Source organism: Micromonospora sp. BRA006-A (assembly GCF_033433935.1).
Taxonomy (GTDB): Bacteria; Actinomycetota; Actinomycetes; order Mycobacteriales; family Micromonosporaceae; genus Micromonospora; species Micromonospora aurantiaca.
This window is the reverse complement of sequence record NZ_JANCLW010000001.1, coordinates 504,660-527,070: the sequence shown is the minus strand read 5'-3', so window position 1 is coordinate 527,070 and position 22,411 is coordinate 504,660. Positions and strand designations below refer to the sequence as shown.

The 22,411-nt window shown below is 73.4% G+C and carries 22 protein-coding genes; 10 read left to right on the top strand and 12 right to left on the bottom strand.

The window, feature by feature from the left end; genetic code table 11:
* The 3 genes from NMK34_RS02650 to pdxH are packed head-to-tail and all read right to left on the bottom strand — an operon-like array spanning position 1 to position 2,862.
* Complete coding sequence (locus NMK34_RS02650) at positions 1-927, bottom strand: aldose 1-epimerase family protein (protein ID WP_318332068.1); 927 nt, start codon at positions 925-927, stop codon at positions 1-3.
* Positions 928-943: 16 nt separating this feature from the next.
* Positions 944-2,236: an MFS transporter gene (locus NMK34_RS02645; RefSeq protein WP_318332067.1), complete on the bottom strand. Its 1,293-nt coding sequence runs from the start codon at positions 2,234-2,236 to the stop codon at positions 944-946.
* The gene (pdxH, locus tag NMK34_RS02640) at positions 2,233-2,862 is read right to left on the bottom strand and encodes a pyridoxamine 5'-phosphate oxidase (protein WP_209310504.1); all 630 of its coding nucleotides are present in this window, start codon (positions 2,860-2,862) and stop codon (positions 2,233-2,235) included. The genes NMK34_RS02645 and pdxH overlap by 4 nt, the downstream gene beginning before the upstream one ends.
* Before the next feature lie 273 nt (positions 2,863-3,135).
* Here pdxH and NMK34_RS02635 point away from each other — a divergent pair, with 273 nt between their 5' ends.
* From NMK34_RS02635 to NMK34_RS02620, 4 genes are all read left to right on the top strand, one after another.
* Positions 3,136-4,242: a citrate synthase 2 gene (locus tag NMK34_RS02635; protein WP_013283721.1), complete on the top strand. Its 1,107-nt coding sequence runs from the start codon at positions 3,136-3,138 to the stop codon at positions 4,240-4,242.
* 282 nt (positions 4,243-4,524) lie between these two features.
* Complete coding sequence (gene serC / locus NMK34_RS02630; RefSeq protein WP_318332066.1) at positions 4,525-5,652, top strand: phosphoserine transaminase; 1,128 nt, start codon at positions 4,525-4,527, stop codon at positions 5,650-5,652.
* A 191-nt stretch (positions 5,653-5,843) separates the two neighbouring features.
* On the top strand, positions 5,844-6,932 hold the full coding sequence (gene sepH, locus NMK34_RS02625) for a septation protein SepH (protein ID WP_318332065.1): 1,089 nt from the start codon (positions 5,844-5,846) through the stop codon (positions 6,930-6,932).
* Positions 6,933-6,995: 63 nt separating this feature from the next.
* Entirely contained in the window at positions 6,996-7,982 is a 987-nt protein-coding gene (locus NMK34_RS02620) for an aldo/keto reductase (RefSeq protein ID WP_318332064.1), read from the top strand.
* 102 nt (positions 7,983-8,084) lie between these two features.
* Here the strand turns inward: NMK34_RS02620 and thpR are convergent, their stop codons facing one another.
* The 5 genes from thpR to NMK34_RS02595 form a co-directional block, all read right to left on the bottom strand.
* Positions 8,085-8,648: an RNA 2',3'-cyclic phosphodiesterase gene (thpR, locus tag NMK34_RS02615; RefSeq protein ID WP_318332063.1), complete on the bottom strand. Its 564-nt coding sequence runs from the start codon at positions 8,646-8,648 to the stop codon at positions 8,085-8,087.
* 4 nt (positions 8,649-8,652) lie between these two features.
* On the bottom strand, positions 8,653-9,162 hold the full coding sequence (locus NMK34_RS02610; RefSeq protein WP_013283716.1) for a hypothetical protein: 510 nt from the start codon (positions 9,160-9,162) through the stop codon (positions 8,653-8,655).
* Positions 9,163-9,237: 75 nt separating this feature from the next.
* Positions 9,238-10,524, bottom strand: a complete 1,287-nt coding sequence (locus NMK34_RS02605) for an MFS transporter (protein ID WP_318332062.1) — start codon at positions 10,522-10,524, stop codon at positions 9,238-9,240.
* 68 nt (positions 10,525-10,592) lie between these two features.
* Positions 10,593-11,042 (bottom strand): MarR family winged helix-turn-helix transcriptional regulator, encoded by a 450-nt coding sequence (locus NMK34_RS02600; protein ID WP_030274920.1) that lies wholly within the window; start codon positions 11,040-11,042, stop codon positions 10,593-10,595.
* A gap of 61 nt (positions 11,043-11,103) precedes the next feature.
* A complete protein-coding gene (locus NMK34_RS02595) occupies positions 11,104-12,585 on the bottom strand; it encodes an NCS2 family permease (RefSeq protein ID WP_318332061.1) in 1,482 nt (493 codons plus the stop codon).
* Positions 12,586-12,719: 134 nt separating this feature from the next.
* Between NMK34_RS02595 and NMK34_RS02590 the strand changes: the two genes are divergently transcribed.
* Complete coding sequence (locus NMK34_RS02590; protein ID WP_228531417.1) at positions 12,720-12,938, top strand: DUF2530 domain-containing protein; 219 nt, start codon at positions 12,720-12,722, stop codon at positions 12,936-12,938.
* A 4-nt stretch (positions 12,939-12,942) separates the two neighbouring features.
* Here NMK34_RS02590 and NMK34_RS02585 read toward each other — a convergent pair whose 3' ends face one another.
* Positions 12,943-13,782: a DUF3027 domain-containing protein gene (locus NMK34_RS02585; protein ID WP_318332060.1), complete on the bottom strand. Its 840-nt coding sequence runs from the start codon at positions 13,780-13,782 to the stop codon at positions 12,943-12,945.
* Between the two features lie 87 nt (positions 13,783-13,869).
* Between NMK34_RS02585 and NMK34_RS02580 the strand changes: the two genes are divergently transcribed.
* Both NMK34_RS02580 and NMK34_RS02575 read left to right on the top strand, forming a co-directional pair.
* Positions 13,870-15,486, top strand: coding sequence for an MFS transporter (locus NMK34_RS02580; RefSeq protein WP_318332059.1), 1,617 nt, complete (start codon positions 13,870-13,872; stop codon positions 15,484-15,486).
* Complete coding sequence (locus NMK34_RS02575; protein ID WP_318332058.1) at positions 15,483-16,178, top strand: futalosine hydrolase; 696 nt, start codon at positions 15,483-15,485, stop codon at positions 16,176-16,178. The genes NMK34_RS02580 and NMK34_RS02575 overlap by 4 nt, the downstream gene beginning before the upstream one ends.
* 56 nt (positions 16,179-16,234) lie before the next feature.
* Here NMK34_RS02575 and NMK34_RS02570 read toward each other — a convergent pair whose 3' ends face one another.
* Positions 16,235-17,218: an NAD(P)-dependent alcohol dehydrogenase gene (locus NMK34_RS02570; RefSeq protein ID WP_318332057.1), complete on the bottom strand. Its 984-nt coding sequence runs from the start codon at positions 17,216-17,218 to the stop codon at positions 16,235-16,237.
* 117 nt (positions 17,219-17,335) lie between these two features.
* Between NMK34_RS02570 and NMK34_RS02565 the strand changes: the two genes are divergently transcribed.
* Both NMK34_RS02565 and NMK34_RS02560 read left to right on the top strand, forming a co-directional pair.
* A complete protein-coding gene (locus NMK34_RS02565) occupies positions 17,336-18,046 on the top strand; it encodes a TetR/AcrR family transcriptional regulator (protein ID WP_318332056.1) in 711 nt (236 codons plus the stop codon).
* Between the two features lie 34 nt (positions 18,047-18,080).
* A complete protein-coding gene (locus NMK34_RS02560; RefSeq protein WP_318332055.1) occupies positions 18,081-18,911 on the top strand; it encodes a 1,4-dihydroxy-6-naphthoate synthase in 831 nt (276 codons plus the stop codon).
* On the opposite strand, the gene NMK34_RS02555 is transcribed toward NMK34_RS02560, so the two are convergent.
* Together NMK34_RS02555 and NMK34_RS02550 are read right to left on the bottom strand one after the other, a co-directional pair.
* The gene (locus NMK34_RS02555; RefSeq protein ID WP_030503574.1) at positions 18,872-19,258 is read right to left on the bottom strand and encodes a cold-shock protein; all 387 of its coding nucleotides are present in this window, start codon (positions 19,256-19,258) and stop codon (positions 18,872-18,874) included. The two genes, NMK34_RS02560 and NMK34_RS02555, sit on opposite strands and share 40 nt — an antisense overlap.
* A gap of 28 nt (positions 19,259-19,286) precedes the next feature.
* Positions 19,287-19,910: an HAD family hydrolase gene (locus NMK34_RS02550; RefSeq protein WP_318332054.1), complete on the bottom strand. Its 624-nt coding sequence runs from the start codon at positions 19,908-19,910 to the stop codon at positions 19,287-19,289.
* Between the two features lie 37 nt (positions 19,911-19,947).
* Here NMK34_RS02550 and NMK34_RS02545 point away from each other — a divergent pair, with 37 nt between their 5' ends.
* Positions 19,948-22,410 (top strand): helicase-associated domain-containing protein, encoded by a 2,463-nt coding sequence (locus NMK34_RS02545; RefSeq protein ID WP_318332053.1) that lies wholly within the window; start codon positions 19,948-19,950, stop codon positions 22,408-22,410.
* The last annotated feature ends 1 nt before the right edge of the window (position 22,411 follow it).

Below are 22,411 nucleotides of genomic sequence, written 5' to 3'. Positions count from 1 at the left end.
TCAGACCTCCGGGCGGACGCCCCAGGCGCCCCGCCAGGTCTGCCCCGGCTCGAGCATGATCAGATCCTTGCCGGAGCGGAACGCGTCGGGCGGGCAGGTCATCGGCTCCACCGCCACGGACCGGCGGTGCCGTTCCCCGCCGAGGGTGTCGCCGGTGAACACCTGCCACCAGCCGAACTCGCGGTCCGCCCAGATCCGCAGCCCGGACGAGCCGTCCGGCGCGCTGAGCACCACCGCCGAGCCGCCGTCGGCGTCCCGCTCGACGTCACCGAACGCGGTGTCGAGCACCAGGTCGCCGATCGGGCGCGGGCTGGTGAAGTCGAACTCGGAGCCGGCCACCTCGGCGGCGGCGACCGGCAGCAGGCGGCTGTCCACCAGCACCCGCCGCCGGGCCGGCAGACGCAGCCGCAGCTCGTCCACGCCGACCTTGGGCAGCTGGAGGTAGGGGTGGACGGAGAAGCCGAACGGCGCGGGCTCGTCGGCGAGGTTCGTCGCCTCGTGCTCGGCCCGCAGGCCGTCCGGGCCGACGCTCCACCGGGCCCGTAGCCGCAGCGCCCACGGGTAGCCGGGGCTCGGCGGCAGGTCGTAGCCGATGGTCACGCTGTCGGCGGACTGCTCGATCGGCTGCCACCGCACCCAGTTCACCAGGCCGTGCAGGGCGTTGTGCCGCTCCGGCTCGGTGAGGTCGAGCTGAAACGACCGCTCCCCGACCGTGTAGACGCCGTCCCGGATGCGGTTCGGCCAGGGCGCCAGCACCTGCCCGGCCGACCCGGGGCAGACCTCGTCCTCGGCGTACCCGTCGAGGTGGTCCACGCCGTCGTAGCGGTAGGCCCGCAGCCCGCCGCCCACCTCGACCACGACGGCCTCGTGGCCGTCGGCCGCGATTGTCCACTGTGCACCGGACGGTGGCTGCGCGTCGATACCCATGTCGGCGACCCTACCGTCAGTGGCGCTCCTCGGCGGGGGTGGTCGAGCGATAGCGCAGCAACGCCGGGAACGCCACCACCAGCAGCACCGCGAGTACGGCGGCGGCCAGACCGCCACCGACCATGGCGAAGCCGGTGCCGAAGGCGGCGGCCGTCGCACCGGCGCGCAGGTCGCCCAGGCGCGGGCCGCCGGCCACCACGACCGTGTTCACGCCCTGGAGGCGGCCCCGCATCCGGTCCGGCGCGTAGACCAGCAGCATCGACTGGCGCAGCGTGGCGCTGACCAGGTCGGCGGCGCCGGCGACGCCCAGCAGCACCACCGCCACCCACAACTGGCCGGCCAGCCCGGCGAGCGCGATCGCCACGCCCCAGCCGACCACCGCCACGGTGAGCGCGAGGCCCTGGCGGCGGACCCGGCCGATCCATCCGGAGGTCAGGCCGCCCAGCATCGCGCCGATGGCGATGGAACTGTAGAGCCAGCCCACCGCCGACGCGCCGCCGAAGCGTTCCTGCGCCAGCTCCGGGAACAGCGCCCGCGGCATCGCCAGGATCATCGCGATCAGGTCGATGGCGAAGGAGAGCAGCAGCACCCGCGTGGTGGCCAGGTAGCGGAAGCCGTCGACGATGCTGGCGAAGCCGGCCTTGCGGACGCCGCCGTCCGGGTCCGGCGTGGGCGGCATCGCGGGCAGCCGCAGCGTGGCCCAGAGCGCCGCCGTGTACAGCAGCGCGTCCGCCGCGTACGCGATGGGCAGCGCCACCTCGACCTGCCAGGCGGCGAAGATCAGGCCGGCGGCGAGCGGGCCGAAGACGGCGGCGGCGGTGAACGTGGTGAAGTTCAGCGTGGTGGCCGCCGGGACCAGCTCGGCCGGCACGAGCCGGGGCAGGATCGCGCTGCGGGCCGGCGAGGTGATCGCGAAGGCGGTCGACTGGAGGGCGACGAGCAGCAGGAGCAGCAGCGGGCTGCGCACGCCGGCCAGCGACTGCACCAGCAGCCCGAGCGTCGAGGCCCAGAGCACGCAGCCGCCGACGAGCAGCACCCGGCGGCGGTCCCGGGCGTCGGCGACCGCGCCGCCCCACAACCCGAAGAGCAACAACGGTACGAAGCCCGCGATGCCGAGCAGACCGACCCAGAGCGAGCCGCCGGTCAGGTCGAACATCTCCACCGGCACCGCCACGGCGGTGAACTGGAAGCCGAACATGGCGATCGCGTTGCCGGTCCAGACCCGCCGGTACGCGGGCACGCGCAGCGGGCGCAGGTCGATCGCCCAGCGGCGCGCACCCCGCCGCCGGGCCTGCGTGACGTCGGTCACGGCGCGAGCCGCTCGACGACGAAGACCCCGTCCCCGGTACGCCGGAAGCGCAGCCGGTCGTGCAGCCGGCTGGCCCGGCCCTGCCAGAACTCGACGGTCTCCGGGCGGACCCGGAACCCGCCCCAGTGCGGCGGCGCGGGGATCGGGTCCACGTCGGCGAACCGCTCGGCCGCGGCCCGGTACGCCTCGTCGAGCGCGGCCCGGTCCGGCACCACTGCCGACTGGGCGCTGGCCCACGCCCCGAGCTGCGACCCGCGCGGCCGGCCGGCGAAGTACGCCTCGGTCTCGGCCCGGTCCACCTGCTCGACCCGGCCGGTCACCGTCACCTGCCGCTGCATCGGGAACCACGGGAACACCAGGCTGGCCCACGGGTTCCCGGTCACCTCGGTGCCCTTGCGCGACCCGTGGTTGGTGTAGAAGACGAAGCCCTCCGGGTCGTACCCCTTGAGCAGCACGGTGCGCCCGCTGGGCCGGCCCCGGTCGTCGGCGGTGCCGAGCACCATCGCGTTCGGCTCCGGCAGCGGATGGGCCACCGCGTCGGCGAACCAGCGGGCGAACTGGGTGTGCCAGTCCGGCGCCAGATCCGTCTCGGTCAGGCCCAGGTCGGCGGCGTACTCGTTACGCATACCGGCCGGGGCGGGTGTGTCGCCTGTCACTGTGGTAGTCCCTCTCCCGGGCGTACCGGCGTCCCCCGACGCTGGCCAGGCCCCGGTACCCAGTCTTCTCCCTCTCTCACCGACGTCCAGCGGCGGGGATGTCGCGTGGCGCACAGTGGCTGTGGGTCGCGCAGCTTGTTACCCAGCGGGCAAGATGTTCCGAACCACATCCCTGAAGGGTCGCCTGAGCTGCGGGGCTCGATCAGCCCGCCCGGGCGCGCCGAGCCGAAGCCAGGAGACGACATGTCCGATTTCAAACCGGGCCTGGAGGGCGTCGTAGCCTTCGAGACCGAGATCGCCGAACCCGACCGCGCGGGGGGTTCACTGCGCTACCGGGGCGTGGACATCGAGGACCTGATCGGCCAGGTCTCGTTCGGCAACGTCTGGGCGCTGCTGGTGGACGGCCGGTTCGGCCCGGGCCTGCCGCCGGCCGAGCCGTTCCCGGTGCCGGTGCACTCCGGTGACATCCGCGTCGACGTGCAGTCCGCCGTCGCCATGCTGGCGCCGTACTGGGGGCTCAACCAGCTTCTCGACATCTCCGACGAGCAGGCCCGCGAGGACCTGGCCCGGGTGTCGGTCACCGCGCTGTCCTTCGTCGCCCAGTCGGCGCGCGGCCTGGGCCTGCCGGCCGTGCCGCAGAAGGAGATCGACAAGGCGGAGACCATCGTCGAGCGGTTCATGAAGCGCTGGCGGGGCGAGCCCGACCCGCGGCACGTCAAGGCCGTCGACGCGTACTTCATCTCGGCCGCCGAGCACGGCCTGAACGCCTCCACCTTCACCGCCCGGATCGTCGCCTCCACCGGCGCGGACGCCGCGGCCTGCATCTCCTCCGGCATCGGCGCGCTCTCCGGCCCGCTGCACGGCGGCGCCCCGTCCCGCGTGCTCAGCATGCTGGAGGCGGTCGAGCGCAGCGGTGACGCCGACGGGTACGTCAAGGGCGTCCTCGACCGGGGCGAGCGGCTGATGGGCTTCGGCCACCGGGTCTACCGGGCCGAGGACCCGCGCGCCCGCGTGCTGCGGCGTACCGCCAAGGAACTGGGCGCGCCCCGCTTCGAGGTCGCCGAGGCGCTGGAGAAGGCCGCGCTGGCCGAGCTGCAGGCCCGCCGCCCGGACCGCGTCCTCGCCACGAACGTCGAGTTCTGGTCGGCGGTGGTGCTGGACTTCGCCGAGGTGCCGGCGCACATGTTCACCTCGATGTTCACCTGCGCCCGGATGGGCGGCTGGTCGGCGCACATCCTGGAGCAGAAGAAGCTGCAGCGGCTGGTCCGGCCGTCGGCCACGTACGTCGGCCACGGCCCGCGCAAGCCGCAGCAGGTCGAGGGCTGGGACGCCATCCCGCACGGCGTCTGAGGTGTAAGGAAGGGGCCCCGCTTAACGCCTCCGGTAGATGCGGGGCCCCTTCTTAACGCCCGCCTCCGTGCGCACGAGGTGCTGCGCCGCTGTGGCGCACGACTCAGCGCCGACAGTGGGACCAGCCGCCGGTCCGGCCCGCCCGGGTGGGAGGATGAAGGCCGGCAGCGCTGCCGGCCGGGTTCGGACCCCGGCCGCCTCGTGCGCCCGGCGCACGCCCGGCCATCGGTCCGCGCCCGCACCAAGGGCCCGTCCCGCCCACGCGGAAGGATCAAGACAACCGTGGCTGACGCACCGACCATCCGGATTCCCGACGAGATCAGGCCCGCCGACGGACGATTCGGCTGCGGCCCGTCCAAGGTCCGTCCGGCCGCGGTCTCCGCCCTCGCCGACGTCGCCACCAGCTACCTGGGCACGTCGCACCGGCAGAAGACGGTCCGCGACCAGGTGGCGCGGCTGCGTCGCGGCCTGGCCGAGTTCTTCTCCCTGCCCGAGGGGTACGAGGTGGTGCTCGGCAACGGCGGCACCACCGCGTTCTGGGAGGTCGCCACGTTCGGCCTGATCCGCGACCGGGCGCAGTTCGCCAGCTTCGGCGAGTTCGGCGCCAAGTTCGCCAAGTCGGTCGCCGACGCGCCGTTCCTCGGTGAGCCGACGGTCCGCAAGTCCGACGCGGGCAGCGCCCCGACGCTGGTGGCCGAGGCCGGCGTGGACGTCTACGCCACCCCGCACAACGAGACCTCCACCGGTGTCGCGGTGCCGATCAGCCGGGTCGCGGGCGCCGACGAGGGCTCGCTGCTGCTCGTCGACGCCACCTCCGGCGCGGGCGGCCTGGACGTGGACGTCGCCCAGACCGACGTCTACTACTTCGCGCCGCAGAAGTGCTTCGGCTCCGACGGCGGGCTCTGGCTGGCCCTGATGTCGCCGGCCGCGCTGGCCCGGGCCACCGAGGTCAAGGAGTCCGGCCGCTACATCCCGGCCTTCCTCGACCTGGTCACCGCGATCGACAACTCGCGGCTGGAGCAGACGTACAACACCCCGGCGCTGGCGACCATCTTCCTGGCCGCGGAGCAGACCGACTGGATGAACTCCCAGGGCGGGCTGGCCTGGGCGGCCAAGCGCACCGCCGAGAGCGCCGGCATCGTGTACGGCTGGGCCGAGCGCTCGTCGTTCGCCACGCCGTTCGTGTCGGACCCGGCGCTGCGGTCCAACGTGGTCGCCACCATCGACTTCGCCGACGAGGTGGACGCCACGGCGATCGCCAAGGCGCTGCGCGCCAACGGCATCGTCGACACCGAGCCGTACCGCAAGCTGGGCCGCAACCAGCTGCGGGTGGCACTGTTCCCGGCCGTCGAGCCGGCCGACGTCGAGGCGCTCACCGCGTCCATCGACTACGTGGTAGAGCGACTCTGATCACGTCGTCACGGTGCGTGGCCGTCGGGGCTCCGGCGGCCACCCACCGTGATCGTTACCGCAGCTCAGTCACGACATGCCGGGGTGTCGCAGTCCCCATCGGCGGGTAGATGAGCGTACGGTGGTGCGAGACGCCCGGGTGGCCGGCTCCCGTGGCGTGACGGCCAGCGAAGCGGGACGGAGGCAAGCCCATGCGCCCAGTACGCTTCGTCGCCCTCTCCGAGGACGGCCAGGCCCTGGTGCTCGCCGACGAGGTGGGGCGCCTGCTGGCGCTGCCCATCGACGAGCGGATCGCGTCGGCGCTGCACGCCGAGCCGGGCGCCCCGCCGCTCGCGGTGGTGCCGAGCGCCACCGACCCGACGCCGTCGCTGTCCCCACGGGACATTCAGGCCCGGATCCGGTCCGGCGAGTCCGCGGAGGACGTCGCCCGCATCGCCGGCGTGCCAGTCGACCGGGTGCTGCGCTACGCCGGTCCGGTGCTTCAGGAGCGGGCCATGCTCGCCCAGCACGCCCGCCGCACCCGGCTCAAGGGCGCGGAGAAGCCGACCCCGCTGGCCGAGGTCGTCAACGGACGGCTGGCCCAGCACGGCATCGACACCGAGAAGATCTCGTGGGACGCCTACCGCCGCGACGACGGCACCTGGCGGATCATCGCGACCTGGCCGTCCGGCAAGGCCACCGCGCAGGCGGTGTGGGATCTGGACAAGACCCGGCAGAACGTCGCCCCGCACGACGACATGGCGCAATACCTGTGCGCCGAGCGGCCCACGCCGATCCTCGGCCAGGAGCCGGCGCCGGAGCGGGGCGGTCACGCCCTGCCCGGTCCGTCGCGTGGCGAGCCGAGCCGGGGTGGGCACGGCCTGCCGGCCGCCTCCGAGCACACCCGTCCGGGGCGTGACCCGATCCGCGCCGGCCGGGACGCGCTGCTCGCCTCGCTGGACCGTCCGCTCGGCGGCACGTCCGGGCGTGGTCTCGACACCCGCTCCCCGGCCGCGCTGGCCGGGCAGGAGGCGCCCCGTCAGCGGGCCGTCGCCGGTGGTGCCGCGGCGCTGCTCGGTGGTGGGCAGGGTTCGGCCTTCGACGACGACTCGGACGCGCCGAAGGAGATCCCCGCCGTACCCTCGCTGGCCGTGCTGCGGCCCCGCCGCACCGGCCCCGCGGCGGCGACCGGCGGCGCGGCCGCCGAGTCCACCGAGGCCGGTGGCAAGCCGCGCAAGCGGCTGCCGAGCTGGGACGACGTGCTGTTCGGCACCGGCCCGGCGGCCCGCGAATCCTCCTGATCCACCGCTCCACCCTGGCTCGTCGAGAGGGCACTCCAAGTGCCGGCGTGCCAGGGTGGAGTCATGGAGTACACGAACCTGGGACGCACCGGTCTGTCCGTGAGCCGACTCTGCCTCGGCACGATGAACTTCGGTCCGCAGACCGACGAGCCGGACAGTTTCGCCATCATGGACCGGGCGCTCGAACACGGGATCAACTTCTTCGACACCGCGAACGTCTACGGCTGGAAGCTCGGTGAGGGCGTCACCGAGCAGATCGTCGGCCGCTGGTTCGCGCAGGGCGGCGGGCGCCGCGACAAGGTCGTCCTCGCCACCAAGGTGTACGGCAAGATGGGCGAGTGGCCCAACGAGCAGGGCCTGAGCGCCCGGCACATCATCCGGGCCTGCGAGGACTCGCTGCGCCGGCTCCAGACCGACACGATCGACCTCTACCAGATGCACCACATCTCCCGGACCACGCCGTGGGAGGAGATCTGGCAGGCGATGGAAACGCTCGTCGCCCAGGGCAAGGTGATCTACGTCGGCTCGTCGAACTTCGCCGGCTGGCACATCGCGCAGGCGCAGGCCGCGGCCGGCAAGCGCAACTTCCTCGGCCTCGTTTCCGAGCAGTGCATCTACAACCTGCTGACCCGGTACGTCGAACTGGAGGTCGTGCCGGCCGCCCAGCACTACGGGCTCGGCATCATCCCCTGGTCGCCGCTGCACGGCGGGCTGCTGTCCGGCATCATCCGCAAGATGGCCGAGGGCAGCGCGGCGCGCGGCACCACCGGCCGCTCGGCCGACGCGCTGGCCGAGCACCGGAACACCATCGAGGCGTACGAGAAGCTCTGCGCCGACCTCGGCCACGACCCGGCGGATGTGGCGCTGGCGTGGCTGCTGTCCCGGCCGGGCGTGACCGCCCCGATCGTCGGCCCGCGCACCATGGACCAGCTCGACCGCAACCTCGGCGCTCTCGACGTCCAGCTGGACGAGTCGACGCTGACCCGCCTCGACGAGCTGTTCCCGCCGGTCGGCAACGGCGGCCCCGGCCCCGAAGCCTGGGCCTGGTAGGTGTAAGGAAGGGCCCCTTCTTAACGCCTCCGGTAGAGGAGGGGCCCCTTCTTAACGCCCCGCCCGCATCAACGCCCCGCCCGCATCAACGCCCTGCCCGCATCAACGCCCCGCTGCAAGCGCCCACGCGGCGACGGGGGTGTAGCGCGGCGTAGGGCCCAGGTGGCTGCGGATCAGGAGCAACTCGCCGGCCACCCACTGCGGCCCGGCATAGTCGTGCAGCGTGTGCACGTCCGAGCGGACGTCGGCCTCGGGCACCCGGTCGCCGGGGCGGGCGATGGTCAGATGCGCCCGGAACGGCTTGTCGTCGCAGGGCAGCCCGGCCTCACTCAGCTCGCCACGGATCGACCGGGCGAGCGCGTCGAGCACCTCGACCTCGCCGCGCACGTCGACCCAGAGCACTGTGGACCGGCCCGCACCGAAGCAGCCGCCACCAGCCAGGCACAGCAGTGGGGAGCGGGCCGTCCGGGCGGCCGAGGCGAGCGCATGCTTCACGTCGGCCAGCCGGTCGGCCGGTACCTCACCGAGGAAGGCCAGCGTGAGGTGCAGGTTCGCCGGGTCGGCGAGGCGGGCGTGGCGGGCGGCCGCGACCCGCAGGCTCTTCGTGCGGGCGGTCAGGTCGGCGACGGCCGCGGCAGGCGGGTAGATCGCCGCGAAGAGACGCACCCGGTCAGCGGTGCCGCTGGTGGTGCGCGGCGCGGGCGGCCGGCAGGGTCAGCCCGGCGGCGTGCAGCAGCCCTTCGACGCGTACCCGTTCGATCTCCCGGTCGACGCCGTCGAGCTCGGCCAGGTGTTCGGCGATGCCGAGCGCGTGGCAGGCGGCGCGCAGCCGTTCGTCGTACGCCTCGATGACCGCGCCGTGCCACACCACGCTGCGGTCCGCGGCGGCGAGCCGGTGGCCGCCGAGACGGCGCAGGTCGGTGGCGAGTTGTTCCAGCGGGCGGCGGCCGTCCTTGTCGAACTCGGTGAGGTCGATGTCGCGGGTCAGCGCCTCGGCCTCGATGGCCCGGTCGAGCCGCGCGATGGTACGGCGTTCCCGGCGCTGCTCCCGCCACTCGGCCCACCCGCACGCGACCCGGTCGATGATCTCGTCAGCGCAGAACAGCAGCGCGAACAGGGCGGGCAGGCAGCAGACGGCGAGGATCGCCAGCGCCAGCAGCAGTCCCTGCCCCACTTCCACACATCGACGCTAAGCCCTGCCGCACCGGCCCGCCACCCGTTTGGGTAATCGGACCGGTACGACCGGCTATCGGGGCTACTTCGCCCCGGGCGACACCACGTAGAAGCGGGGCATCGGCAGCACCCGCATCCGCAGGCGGGCACCGGAGCGGCGCAGCTGCCAGGTGAGCGCCAGCAACGCGGCGGTCAGCGAGATCAGGCCGCCGGCCCAGATGCTCGCGCCGGCGCCGTACGTCTCGGCGACCCAGCCGATCAGCGGCGCGCCGACCGGGTTGGTGCCCAGGAACACCAGCACCCACAGCGCCATCACCCGTCCCCGGAAGGAGGCGTCGACACCGAGCTGCACCCGCTGGTTGGCGGCCTGGGCGAAGTAGATCATGAAGAACCCGGCGGGCAGCAGCAGCGTCACGACCAGCCAGTACGCCGGGGCGAGTCCGACGAGCGTGCCGAAGACCGCGCAGCCGATCGCGGCACCGAGCACGAGCCAGACCGAGGGCCGGCTGCGCCGTCCGGTGCCGGCCAGCGCCCCGACCAGCGCACCGACCGCGAGCGCGGTGCTGAACAGGCCGAACGAGGCGGCGCCGGTGTTGAACACGGTCTTCGCCAGCGCGGCGAGGGTGAGCTGGAAGTTGAACAGGCTCATCCCGATCACCGACATGAGGACCATCGGCAGCAGGATGTCGGGGCGGCGTGCCACGTACCGGAGGCCGTCGACCACCCGGGCCTGGTCCCGCTCACCGACCGGCGGCAGGTCCTTGCGGTGCAGCTCGTCGGTACGCATCCGGACCACGTTGACGAGCGGGGCGATCGAGCTGAGCGCGGTGACCAGGAAGACCGGGCCGACGTCGACGACGGCGATGGCCAGGCCGGCGACGGCCGGGCCGACGATCCGGGCGGAGTTGAACACTGCTGCGTTGAGCGAGAGCGCGTTCGGCAGCAGCGGCATGCCGACCAGCTCGGAGACGAACGCCTGGCGGACCGGCGTCTCGACCGCGTTGGAGACGCCGAGCAGGGCGGCGAACGTGAAGACGTGCCAGAGCTGCACCAGGCCGGTGAGGACCAGGATGCTCATGGCCAGCGCGAGCACGGTCCAGAACGCGTTGGCGACGAAGAGCAGCATCCGCTTGTCGTAGCGGTCGGCGAGCCGGCCGGACAGCAGCGTGAGCAGGAGTACGGGGGTGAACTGCAACGCGGTGACCACGCCGAGCGCGGTCGCGGAGTTGTCGCTGAGCTCGAGGACGAGCCAGTCCTGGGCGATGAACATCATCCAGACGCCGATCAGTTTGATCAGCTGTCCGGTGGCGAAGAGTCGATAGTTGCGGACTCGTAGGGACTGGAACATCGTGCTCAGCTTGGCCTGCACTCTAGGTGCGCCTCCTTGCGTCGGTACGCTTCATCCACAGCTGACGAAGCGAACCGCGGGCGGCGGTGTCAGGCGCGAGCGATGCCCTGGAGGATGTCCGCTGCTCGCCGTAGCGTCTCGCGTTCGTCCTCGGTCAGCGCGGCCAGCCGGGTGGCCAGCCACTCGTTGCGGGCCCGCTCGAACTGGTCGAGTACGGCCCGTCCCCCTTCGGTCGCCGCCAGGATGACCTGCCGTCCGTCGGTCGGATGGGGGGTGCGCTGCACGAGGCCGCGCTCCTCCAACTTCGCGACGATCTTCGTCATCGTGGGCGGCTGCACCCGTTCGACATCAGCGAGTTCCCGTGGCGTGAGGGCGCCCGCCAGGTTGAGGCTGGTGAGCGCCGACAGCTGGGTGACCGTGAGGTCGCCGACCGGCCGGGCTTGTCGGACCCGCCGGTTGAGCCGGGTGATCGCATCTCGCAGCTGAGGAGCCAGCTGCGCCGGTGGCACGCGTTTCGCCGTCACCGTCCGCTCCGTCACACTAGTTAGCCTAACTAATGAGCCTGGCTAACGACATGCGTTATGACCAGGCTCACCAGCGTCAGAGCAACACGGACTCGACCGGCCCGCGCAGGAAGTACACGATGAACAGCACGGCGACGCCGTACAGGAGCGGGTGGACCTCCCGGGCCTTACCCTTCGCCACCTTGAGCAGCACGAAGCTGATCACGCCGGCCCCGATGCCGTTGGAGATCGAATAGGTGAACGGCATCAGCGCGATGGTGAGGAACGCCGGGATGGCGATCTCGTAGTCGGTCCAGTCGATCGTGCGGACCGCCGTCATCATCAGGAAGCCGACCACCACCAGCGCCGTCGACGCGGCCTCGAACGGCACGATCAGCGACAGCGGCGCCAGGAACATGGCGAGCAGGAACAACGCACCGGTGACCAGGTTGGCCACGCCGGTCCGGGCACCCTCCGCGACGCCTGCGGCGCTCTCGATGTACGACGTGTTGCTGGACACCGAGGCGGCACCACCCGCGGCGGCGGCGATCGAGTCGACGAGCAGGATCTCCTTGGCCTTCGGCGGGGTGCCCGTCTCGTCGAGCATGTCCCCTTCCTGGCCGATCGCGACCATCGTGCCCATGGTGTCGAAGAAGTCCGTGATGAGCAGCGTGAAGATGAACATCAACGGCACCAGCCAGCCGACCCGGCTCCACGAGTTCAGCACGTTGAACTGACCCAGCAACGACAGGTCGGGCAGGTCCACGATCTGTTTGGGCAGCTCGGGCACGTTCAGCGCCCAGCCCTTCGGGTTCGGCGTGCCGTCGACGAAGGACGGGCCGACGTTGGCGATCGCCTCGACGACGATGGCCAGCACGGTCGAGGCCAGGATGCCGATCAGGATCGCGCCGCGCACCCGGCGAACCACCAGGACCAGCGTGATCAGCAGGCCGACCACGAAGACGAGCATCGGCCAGCTGACGATCTTGCCGTTGATGCCCAGCCCGACCGGCACCGTGGAGTTCGCGGCGTCCGGCACGCGCCTGACGAAACCGGCGTCGACCAGGCCGATGATGGTCAGGAACAGACCGATGCCGACACCGATCGCGGTCTTGAGCTGCGTCGGCACCGAGCGGAACACCGCGGTACGCAGGCCGGTGAGCACCAGGATGCCGATCAGCACACCCTCGATGACCACCAGGCCCATCGCGTCCGCCCAGGTCATCTGCGGCGCGATCTCGTACGCGACGAGCGCGTTCACGCCCAGGCCGGCCGCCAGCGCGATCGGGAACCGGGCCACCACGCCCATCAGGATGGTCATCAGGCCGGCGACCAGCGCGGTCGCCGCGGCGAGCGCCGGAATCGCAAGCGAACGGCCGTCGCCGTCCTTCCCGCTGCCCAGGATCAGCGGGTTCAACACCACGATGTACGCCATCGTGAAGAACGTGGCGAAGCCGCCTCGCAGCTCCCGGCTCAGCGTGGACCCGCGTGCCGAGATCAGGAAGTAGCGGTCGAAGGCGTTACGTGGATGCGCGGGATCGGGCGGAGTGCCGTGATCCGGCGGCGGGGCAATGGACATGGTTCCTCATCTGGTCATCGGCCGGGTTTTGTCGCGCGCATCGTCCCAGATCACCTGGCAGGCAGGGAAGAACGATCACGTAGGCTGGGCCGGTGTCACAGCAGCAGCCGCGGCCGGAGCCGCTCGACCCGCCGATGGTGCCGTTCGCCGTCGCCGGGCTGATCGCCTGGGCGGTGGCCGGCCTGGTGCTACTGATCTTCTTCCGGGACTGGCTCACCGAGTCCGGGCGTCAGAACTGGCTCTGGACCTGCCTGGCCGGTTTTCTGTGGGGCTTTCCCGGCCTGGCGGTGATGATGCGGCACGACGCCAACCGGCGTCGCCGACGCGCTGCCGCCGCGCAGCGGCAGCGCTGACCCGTCAGGGATGGCCGTACGGCTCCGCCGGCTCGGCCGATTCCACCGAGCCCGGGGCCCGGCTGACGGTCATGGCCTCGACCGCGCTGTCGTCGTAGACGGTCGGCAGCTCGTCGACGGGCGTCTCGGCCGCCTCGACCAGCGTCTCCGAGTGCGCACCGCACCCGTGGTCGGCGCTCACCACCCGGCCGTCGTCAGGGGCGAAGAAGTTGCCACAGGCGCCGAAGGCCAGGCGCAGCGAACCGGCGAGCGGCAGGTAGAAACCGCAGGTGCCGCAGCGGGCGGCGGCCGGCGCGGCGACCGAGATCGCGGCGTCCGGGCCGTGGTCGCCGTCGTACCAGCGCTGGGCGGCCTCGGCGCGGCCCTCCCGGGACAGCACCCGGGGCCGGCCCAGACCAAGCTCCCAGGCGGTCTCCTCGACCGCCGGGTCGTCGGAGAGCAGGTAACCGGGGGCGAGCCGCTCGTCGTCGGCGGGGGTGGGCAGCAGGTCACCGGGGCCCAGGTCGCCCGGCTTGAGCCGCTCCTGCCACGGCAGCCAGCCCGGTGCGAGCAGCGCATCCGGGCCGGGCAGCAGCACCGTCTCGCAGACGGTGACGTGCCGGCTGCGCGGCACCCGGGTCACCGTGACGGCCCAGCGCCAGCCGCGGTAACCGGCCATCCGGCATTCGAAGTAGTGGGTGACGACCCGATCGCCCTCGGCGACCACCTGGAGATGATCGCCGATGTCGGTGGGCTCCACCTCGGTGATCGCGTCGCGGGCCACCTCGACGGCGGCGGCGCAGACCTGGTCGAGCCGGGGAGCGCGGGCGGAGGCGGGCCTGGTCACCTGACCATTGTTCCCCATGCCCGTCCACGGGCGACAGGCACTCCCCGGAGTCATTCTCTCCGGGTGATGCGGCGCACGTGGAGCGGATGGGCGAGGATGGGACGCATGGCGCTGTCCTCCCGCTCCGGCCGCTCCTTCCTCGGGCGGACCGTCGGCACCGGCATCCGCGCCACCCGGCTGCTGCTGCGGGGCTCGATGCACGGCGGGCGCTGGATGACCCGGCGGGCCGGCACCGCCCGGGCCCGCAGCGCCGGCAACGAGGTGGGCATGGTCCGCCTGTTCGACCTGCACGCGCTCTCCTGCGCCGGTGACACGCTCATCGCGATCGGCCTGGCCGGGACGATCTTCTTCGACGTGCCGCTGGGCGAGGCACGCAACAAGGTGGCCCTCTACCTGCTGGTCACCATGGTCCCGTTCGCCATGCTCGCCCCGGTGGTCGGCCCGCTGCTCGACCACTTCCGCCACGGCCGGCGGTACGCGCTGGCCACGACCATGCTCGGCCGGGCGTTCCTGGCCTGGTTGATCTCCGACTACATGGGCGGCTTCGGGCTCTATCCGGCGGCGTTCGGGGTGCTCGCGCTCTCCCGGGCGTACGGGGTGGCCCGCTCGGCGGCGGTCCCCCGGCTGCTCCCCGAAGGGCTCGGGCTGTCCCAGGTCGGGGCGCGCGCGAGCGTCTACGGCACGGTCGCCGGTGCGCTCGTCGCGCCGATCGGGCTGGCCGCGTTCTGGTTCGGGCCGCAGTGGCCGCTGCGGGTCGCCTCGGTGATCTTCCTGATCGGCATGGTGATCTCGCTCCGGCTGCCGCCGAAGGCCGACTCCGAGCCGCCGGAGCGGATGCCGCACCCGCTGCGGGCGATGCGCCGCCGCGACGGCGAGCGCCCGCTGGGCCGGGGTCGTCCCAGCGGCCGGCTGGTGATCGCCACGCTGATCGGCGCGGCGGCGCTACGCGGGCTGTACGGCTTCCTGCTGCTGTTCCTGGCCTTCGCGATCAAGGCCGGTGACCTGACCACCGACTTCTTCGGCCGCGACCTCGGCGCCCAGGGCGCGCTGGGCCTGGTCGGCGGCGCGCTGGCGGTCGGCACGTTCCTGGCCACCGCGCTCGGCACCCGTCTGCGCATCCACCGGCCGACAGCGCTCCAGTCCAGCGGCACGATAGTGGTCGCCGGTGTGGCGGTGCTCGCCGCGCTGAAGTTCTCGCTGCCGATGGTGGCGCTGCTCTGCCTGGTCGCCGCGATGATGAGCGGGATCGCCAAGCTGGCGGTGGACGCCTCGATCCAGGAACGCATCCCGGAGCGGCTGCGCGCCAGCTCGTTCGCGCACTCGGAGACTGCGCTGATGCTCGCGTTCGTGGCCGGCGGCGGGCTCGGGCTGGTGCCGTTCACCGGCCTGATCGGCGTGACGGTCGCCGCCGCGGTGGCCGCGCTGGTGGCCGTACGCGGCGTGCTCGTCGCCGGCAAGCTGCGCGGCGAGCACCTGGCCGGCCGGCCGCTCGGCGACGAGGAACTGGCGGCGGAGCAGGCGACCCGCGGCGAGGAACCGGCCGCCACCTCGTTCGACGACCCGGCGCCCACGTCACCGGCGCCCCAGCGCTCCGGCCCGCCGCCGGACGACGACGGGCTGGCCCCGCCCGGCTTCCACATCTACCGGCCGTCCTCCTCGGTGGGCGGGCCGGGCGGCGTCGAGGACACCGAGCGACGCGATCCCCGGGGGCCGGTGGCGTGACCGGTCTGCTCGTGGTCACGGCCGTGCCGGCCGAGGCCGAGGCGATCCGTGCCGGCCTCACCGCACCGGCAGCACCGGACGGGACGATGCCGTCGGACGTGACTGCACCGCCGGACGTGACGGTGCTGCCGGTCGGGGTCGGCCCGGCCGTCGCCGGTGCCGCCACGGCACGGCTGCTGGCGCTGGCCGAGGCGGCCGGGCGGCCGTACCGGGCGGTGGTCAGCGCCGGCATCGCCGGAGGGTTCGTCGGCCGGGTCGCGGTGGGCGGCACGGTGCTCGCCGATCGCAGCGTCGCCGCCGACCTCGGCGCCGAGTCACCGGCCGGGTTCATCCCGGTCGAGGACCTGGGCATGCCTCCCGAGCTGCTGGGCGGCGGCCGGATCGTGCCCGCCGATCCGGGCCTGCTGGCCCGTCTGCGCGCCGCGCTGCCGGGGGCCACCGTCGGCACTGTGCTCACCGTCAGCACGGTGACCGGCACCGCCGCCAGCACGGCGGCGCTGGCCGAACGGCACCCGGACGCGGTGGCCGAGGCGATGGAGGGGTACGGCGTGGCAGTAGCCGCCGCCCAGGCCGGTGTGCCCTTCGCCGAGCTGCGTACGGTCTCCAACCCGATCGGCCCGCGTGACCGGAGCGCGTGGCGGATGCGCGAGGCGTTCACCGCGCTCACCGCTGCGGCGGCCGCCCTCCACTGATCCCGTCCACCTGTGGATAACCCTGTGGAGAAGTCGGCGGGCTGGGGACGGCGGCGTCAGACCGTGATGACGACCTTGGCGCGTGCGTGCTCGGTTTCGAGGTAGCGGACGGCCTCGGGCACGTCGCGCAGCGGATGGGTCCGGTCGACGACGGGGGTGAGCCGGCCCGCCTCGGCGTGCTCGCGCAGCACGTCGAGGTGCGCCCGGCCGGGTGAGGTGGCGAGGACGACGACGCGCTGGCTGATGACCGGCGCGAGCAGCCGTCCCCGCGCCAGCAGCCCGATCGGGCCGAGCAGGCTGCCGCCCCGGTAGACGCCGCCACCGGAGAGCACGAGCGTCCCGTCCGGCGTGAGCGCCCGCCGCAACGCGGTCAGAGAACGGTTGCCGACCAGGTCGAACACCACGTCGTGGCGGCGGCCGTCGCGGGTGAAGTCCTCGCGGGTGTAGTCGACCACGTGGTCGGCGCCCAGGGAGCGGACCAGGTCGACGTTGCGGGTGCGGCACACGCCGGTCACCGTCGCGCCGAGCGCCTTGGCCAACTGGACGGCGAGCGTGCCGACGCCGCCGGAGGCCCCGTTGATCAGGACGTGGTGGCCGGGCCGGACCTGCCCGGCGTCCCGCAGCCCCTGGAGCGCGGTGACACCTGCCAGCGGCAGGGCCGCCGCCTGTGCCGGGGTCAGGTTCGCCGGGCGCGGCGCGACCAGGTGCTCGGGCACGCAGACGTACTCGGCGAACGCGCCGTCGGCCGCACCGAGGTCGCCGAAGACGGCGTCTCCGGGACGTACGTGCCGCACCTGGGCGCCGACGGCCTCGACCCGGCCGGCGAAGTCCCGGCCACGGATGCGGGCGCGGGGCCGCGTGAGGCCGAGCGCCAGCCGCGACAGCCGAGGGTCGCCGCGCATGACGTGCCAGTCGTACGCGTTCAGCGCGGCGGCCTCGACCCGGACGAGGACGTCGCCGGGGCCGGACGCGGGCGTCTCGACGTCGGCGAGCACGAGTGTCTCCGGGGGGCCGTACCGGTCCTGGACGATCGCCTTCATGTCGCCACTCCCTCCTAGGTGTACGGCGTACACCTTGATGGACCAAGGTTAGGTGTACGCCGTACACCAGTCAAGGCGGTTACTGTGTCAACGGCCTTCGGGAGGACTGGGGACGACATGGCGGAGCAGACGGAGACGACGCGAAGGGCACCCCTGACCAGGGATCGCGTCCTGCGTACCGCAGTCGTGCTCGCCGACCGGACCGGCATCGAGTCGCTGAGCATGCGCAACCTCGCGCAGGATCTGGGCGTCGTGCCGATGGCCCTCTACAAGCACGTGGCGAACAAGGACGAACTGCTCGACGGCATGATCGACATCGTCGTCGCGGAGATCGAACCGCCGACGACCGGCGACTGGAAGCAGGCGATCCGCCGGCGGATCCTGTCGGCGCGGCAGATGCTGCTCCGCCACCCGTGGGCGTCGCTGGCGATCGAGTCCCGGACCACGCCCACGCCGGCCGTCCTGGCGTACCTCGACTCGACAGTGGGCGCGCTGCGGGCGGGCGGGTTCTCCACCGACCTGGCCCACCACGTCATGCACGCGCTGGGCAGCCGCGTGCTGGGCTTCAGCCAGGAACTGTTCGACACCTCCCGGCAGGCCGGGCGATCCGGCGCGACGGTGCCCGAGGTGCCGGCCGATCTGCCACCGGAGGTGGCCGCCCGGTTCCCGCACCTCGCCGCCATCGCCACCGCCGCGTCCCACGACGACGACTCGGTGGTCGGGCCGGGCTGCGACGACCAGTTCGAGTTCGAGTTCGCGCTGGACCTGCTGCTCGACGGCATCGAGCGGCTGCACCGGACCGGCTGGACGTCACACCGGACGGGGTGACGGGCCGCCCGGCCGCCGGGGTTACGGTGGGACCGTGGCGCTCTCCCTGGCGATCTCCCCCTGCCCCAACGACACGTTCGTCTTCGACGCCCTCGTACACGGCCGGGTGCCGAGCGCGCCGGCGGTCGAGGTGACCTACGCGGACGTCGACGTCACCAACACCGCCGCCGAGCGGGGCGCGTTCGACCTGGTGAAGGTCAGCTACGCGGCGCTGCCGTGGCTGCTCGACGACTACCACCTGCTGCCCTGCGGCGGCGCGCTGGGCCGGGGCTGCGGCCCGCTGGTGCTGACCCGTGGCGACCGGACCGACCTGTCCGGCGCGACGGTGGCGGTGCCCGGCGAGCGGACCACCGCGTACCTGCTGTTCCGGCTGTGGGCGGCCGGCCAGGCCCCGGCGCGCATCGAGGTGGTGCCGTTCCACGAGATCATGCCGGGCGTGGCCGCCGGCCGGTACGACGCGGGCCTGGTCATCCACGAGGCGCGCTTCACCTACCCGCGGCACGGGCTGACCGCCCTGGTCGACCTGGGCGAATGGTGGGAGGGCGACACCGGGCTGCCGATCCCGCTCGGCGCGATCCTGGCCCGCCGGGGCGCCGTCGACCCGGTCGAGGCCGCCGCCTGGATCCGCGAGTCGGTACGCCAGGCGTGGGCCGACCCGGCGGCGAGCCGCGAGTACGTGCTCGCGCACGCGCAGGAGATGGAGCCCGACGTGGTGGACCGGCACATCGGCCTCTACGTCAACGAGTTCACCGCCGACCTGGGAGAGGCCGGCTTCGCCGCCGTGGAGGCGCTGCTGGGCCGGGCCGCCGACGCCGGGCTCGTCCCTCAGACCTCCAGCTCGCGTGCCACCGCGTGGACCAGCTGAGCGATCTTCTGGGAGGTCTTCCGATCCGGGAAGCGACCCCGGCGCAGGTCCGGCTGGACCTTCGCCTCCAGCACCTTGATCATGTCTTCCACCAGGCCGTGCAGTTCCTCGGCCGGCCGGCGGCGCAGCTCCGCCACGGACGGCGGTGCCTCCAGCAGCTTGACCCCCATCGCCTGGGCGCCCCGCCGGCTGTCCACCACGCTGAAATCGACCCGCTGGCCACCCTTCAGGTCGGCGACACCCGCCGGTAGCGCGCCCTTCGGCAGGAACACGTCGCCACCCTCGTCACTGGTGACGAACCCGTACCCCTTGGCGGCGTCGTACCACTTCACTCGACCCGTCGGCACCTGTTGAACCCCGCTCCACTCGAACCGTCTACCCCTCCAAGGCTAGCCCGATGATCCGGTCCAGCGCCCTCGGGAATTCGACGAGATCATCAAGCACCAGGTACGCCCCGGCCTCGGTCAGTTCGTCGGCCGAGCACGGGCCGGTCGCCACTGCCACGCCCGGGATTCCCGCGGCTCGCGCGGCGGCCATGTCGGCCACGTGATCGCCCACGTAGAGCGTCGCCCCGTGCTCGCGCAACGCGACCGCCTTCTGCTCGGCGAACACGTCCCCGGCCAGCTCGTCCGCCGGTAGCCCGAGGTGGTCCAGGTGCAGCTTCGCCAGCCGGCCCATCTTCGCGGTCACCACCATCGTCCGGCCACCGCGCGCCTGCACCGCGCGCAGCGCGGCCTCCGCACCGGGCATCGGCACCGTCGGGGTGATCGCGTACGCCGGATACAGCTCCCGGTAGAGCGTCACAGCCTCCTCGACGCGCTCCGGCGGGAACCAGTGCGCCAGCTCGGTCCGCAGCGGCGGGCCCAGCCGGGAGACGGCCAGTTCCCCGTCTACGTGCACGCCCGTACGCGCGGTGAGCGCCCGGAAGGCGGCGGCGATCCCGGGCCGGGAGTCGACCAGTGTCATGTCGAGGTCGAAGCCGACCATCAGCGGAGACATGCCGAGAACCTACCCAGCGGGCTAGCGTGGTACGACGATGACCACCTCACTCGCCGACCACCTGCGGGCCCTCCCCGACGACTCCCTCGCCGCGCTGCTCCAACTGCGGCCGGACCTCGTCGTGCCGGTGCCGGCCGACGTGTCCGCCCTCGCCCTGCGCGCCCAGTCCCGGGTCTCCGTGGCCCGGGCGCTCGACGGGCTGGACCAGTTCACCCTCCAGATCCTCGACGCCGCCCGGCTCACCCGCGGCCCCGAGGGCGCCACCTCCATCGACCAGATCCTCGCCCTGGCCACCGCCGGGCCGCACCCGCCCGCGCCGACGGCGGTCCGCGCCGCCGTCGACCGGCTCCGGGCCCGGTTCCTGCTGTACGGCCCCGAGCACGACCTGTGCGTGGCCGGCGGCATCGACGAGGTGTCCCCGTACCCGGCGGGCCTGGGCCGGCCGGCGGCGGAGCTGGATCCGCGCGCGGCGGCGCTCTGCGCGGACCCGGCGAAGTTGCGGCGGACACTGCTGTCCGCGCCGCCCTCGGCCCGCGCGGTCCTGGACCGGCTCGCCGCCGGGCCGCCGGTCGGGACCGTGGCGCCCGGCGCGCTGGACGCCCCCGCCACCGGCGCCGAGGACGTGCTGCCGCCCGACCTGGTGAACGGCGGCGCGCCGACCGGCTCGCCGATCCGCTGGCTGGTCGAGCACCGGCTGCTGGTCCGGATGTCCGGCGGCCGCAACGGCACCGTCGAGCTGCCCCGCGAGGTGGGGCTGGTGCTGCGCCGTGACGCCGGTCCGCTCGGCCCGCTGCGCACCAGCCCGCCGGTGGTGTCCGGCCCGCCCCGCGAGGTCAAGTCCGTCGACTCGGCCGGGGCCGGGCAGACCATGGAGGTGGTCCGGTACACCGAGGCGATGCTGGAGGCGCTGACCGCGGAACCGGCACCGGTGCTGCGCTCCGGCGGCGTCGGCGTCCGCGACCTGCGGCGGCTCGCCCGTGGCATCGGGCTGGACGAGCCGACCACCGCGCTGCTGTTCGAGGTGGCGTACGCGGCCGGGCTGACCGGCGAGATGGAGCTGACCGGCGCTGCCACCACCCGGTACGGCGGTGACCAGCAGATCCTGCCCACCGGCGGGTACGAGGTGTGGCGCGCGGTGTCGCTGGCCCAGCGCTGGGAGCAGCTCGCCCGCGCCTGGATGTCGATGCCCCGCCAGGCCGGCCTGATCGGGCAGCGCGACGACCGGGACCGGCCCATCTCGGTGCTCTCCGCCGAGGCGGAACGAGCCGGCGCGCCGGCCGCCCGGCGTGCGGTGCTCGCCGTGCTGGCCGACCTGGCACCCGGCACCGCGCCGACGCCGGACGAGGTGCTGGAACTGCTGGACTGGCGCGCGCCCCGGCGGGCCCGGGGACGGGAGACGGCGCACCGGGAGGTGCTCGCCGAGGCCGCCACGCTGGGCGTGACCGGGCTCGGCGCGCTCACCTCGTACGGGAGGCTGCTGCTCGCCGAGCTGACCGAGGCCGACGAGCGCGGTGACGACCCGCTCGGGTTGCGCTCCGACGTCGAGTCGGGCGACGCCTCGACGACGGTACGGGCGCTGGACGGGCTGCTGCCCGCCCCGGTCGACCACGTGCTGGTGCAGGCCGACCTGTCGGTGGTGGTGCCCGGCCCGCCCGACCCGGCGCTCGCCGCCGAACTGGACGTGGTGGCCGAGCACGAGTCGGCGGGCGGAGCCAGCGTGCACCGGGTCACCACGGGGAGCATCAGGCGGGCGCTCGACGCCGGCTACACCGCCGACGACCTGCACGCGCTGTTCCGCCGCCGGTCGCGTACCCCGGTGCCGCAGGGCCTCACCTATCTGGTCGACGACGTGGCCCGCAAGCACGGCGGCCTGCGCGTCGGGCCGGCCGGCGCGTACGTGCGCAGCGACGACGAGGCGCTGCTCACCGAGGTGCAGGCGGACCGGCGACTGGAGCCGCTGGCGTTCCGCCGGCTCGCGCCCACGGTGCTGGTCACCCCGTACCAGGTCAACCGGATGCTCACCGCGTTGCGCGACGCCGGGTACGCCCCGGTGCCGGAGGACGCCGGTGGCGCGACGGTGCTGGCACGCCCGAAGACCCGGCGGGCGCCGGCGCGTACCGCGATCGGTCGTGCGGTCGACCCGCTCGCCACGCCGAAGCTGCCGATGCCCCGCCTGCTCGGCGTGGTCGAGCAGATCCGCCGGGGCGAGGCGGCGGCCCGGGCGGCGCGGCGGGCCCCGGCGGTGGTCCGCGGCGCCCCGGCGGCGGGCGGTCCCGCGCCCGTGTCCGGACACGGCGACGCGCTGGCGGTGCTCCAGCAGGCGGTACGGGACAAGGCGCTGGTCTGGGTCGGCTACGTCGACGCGCACGGGGCGACCGCGTCCCGGCTGGTCCGGCCGGTGTCGATCGGCGCCGGCTACCTGCGCGCCGAGGACGACCGGACGGAGATGCTGCACACGTTCGCGCTGCACCGGATCACCGCGGCCGTGCCGGAGGAGTGAG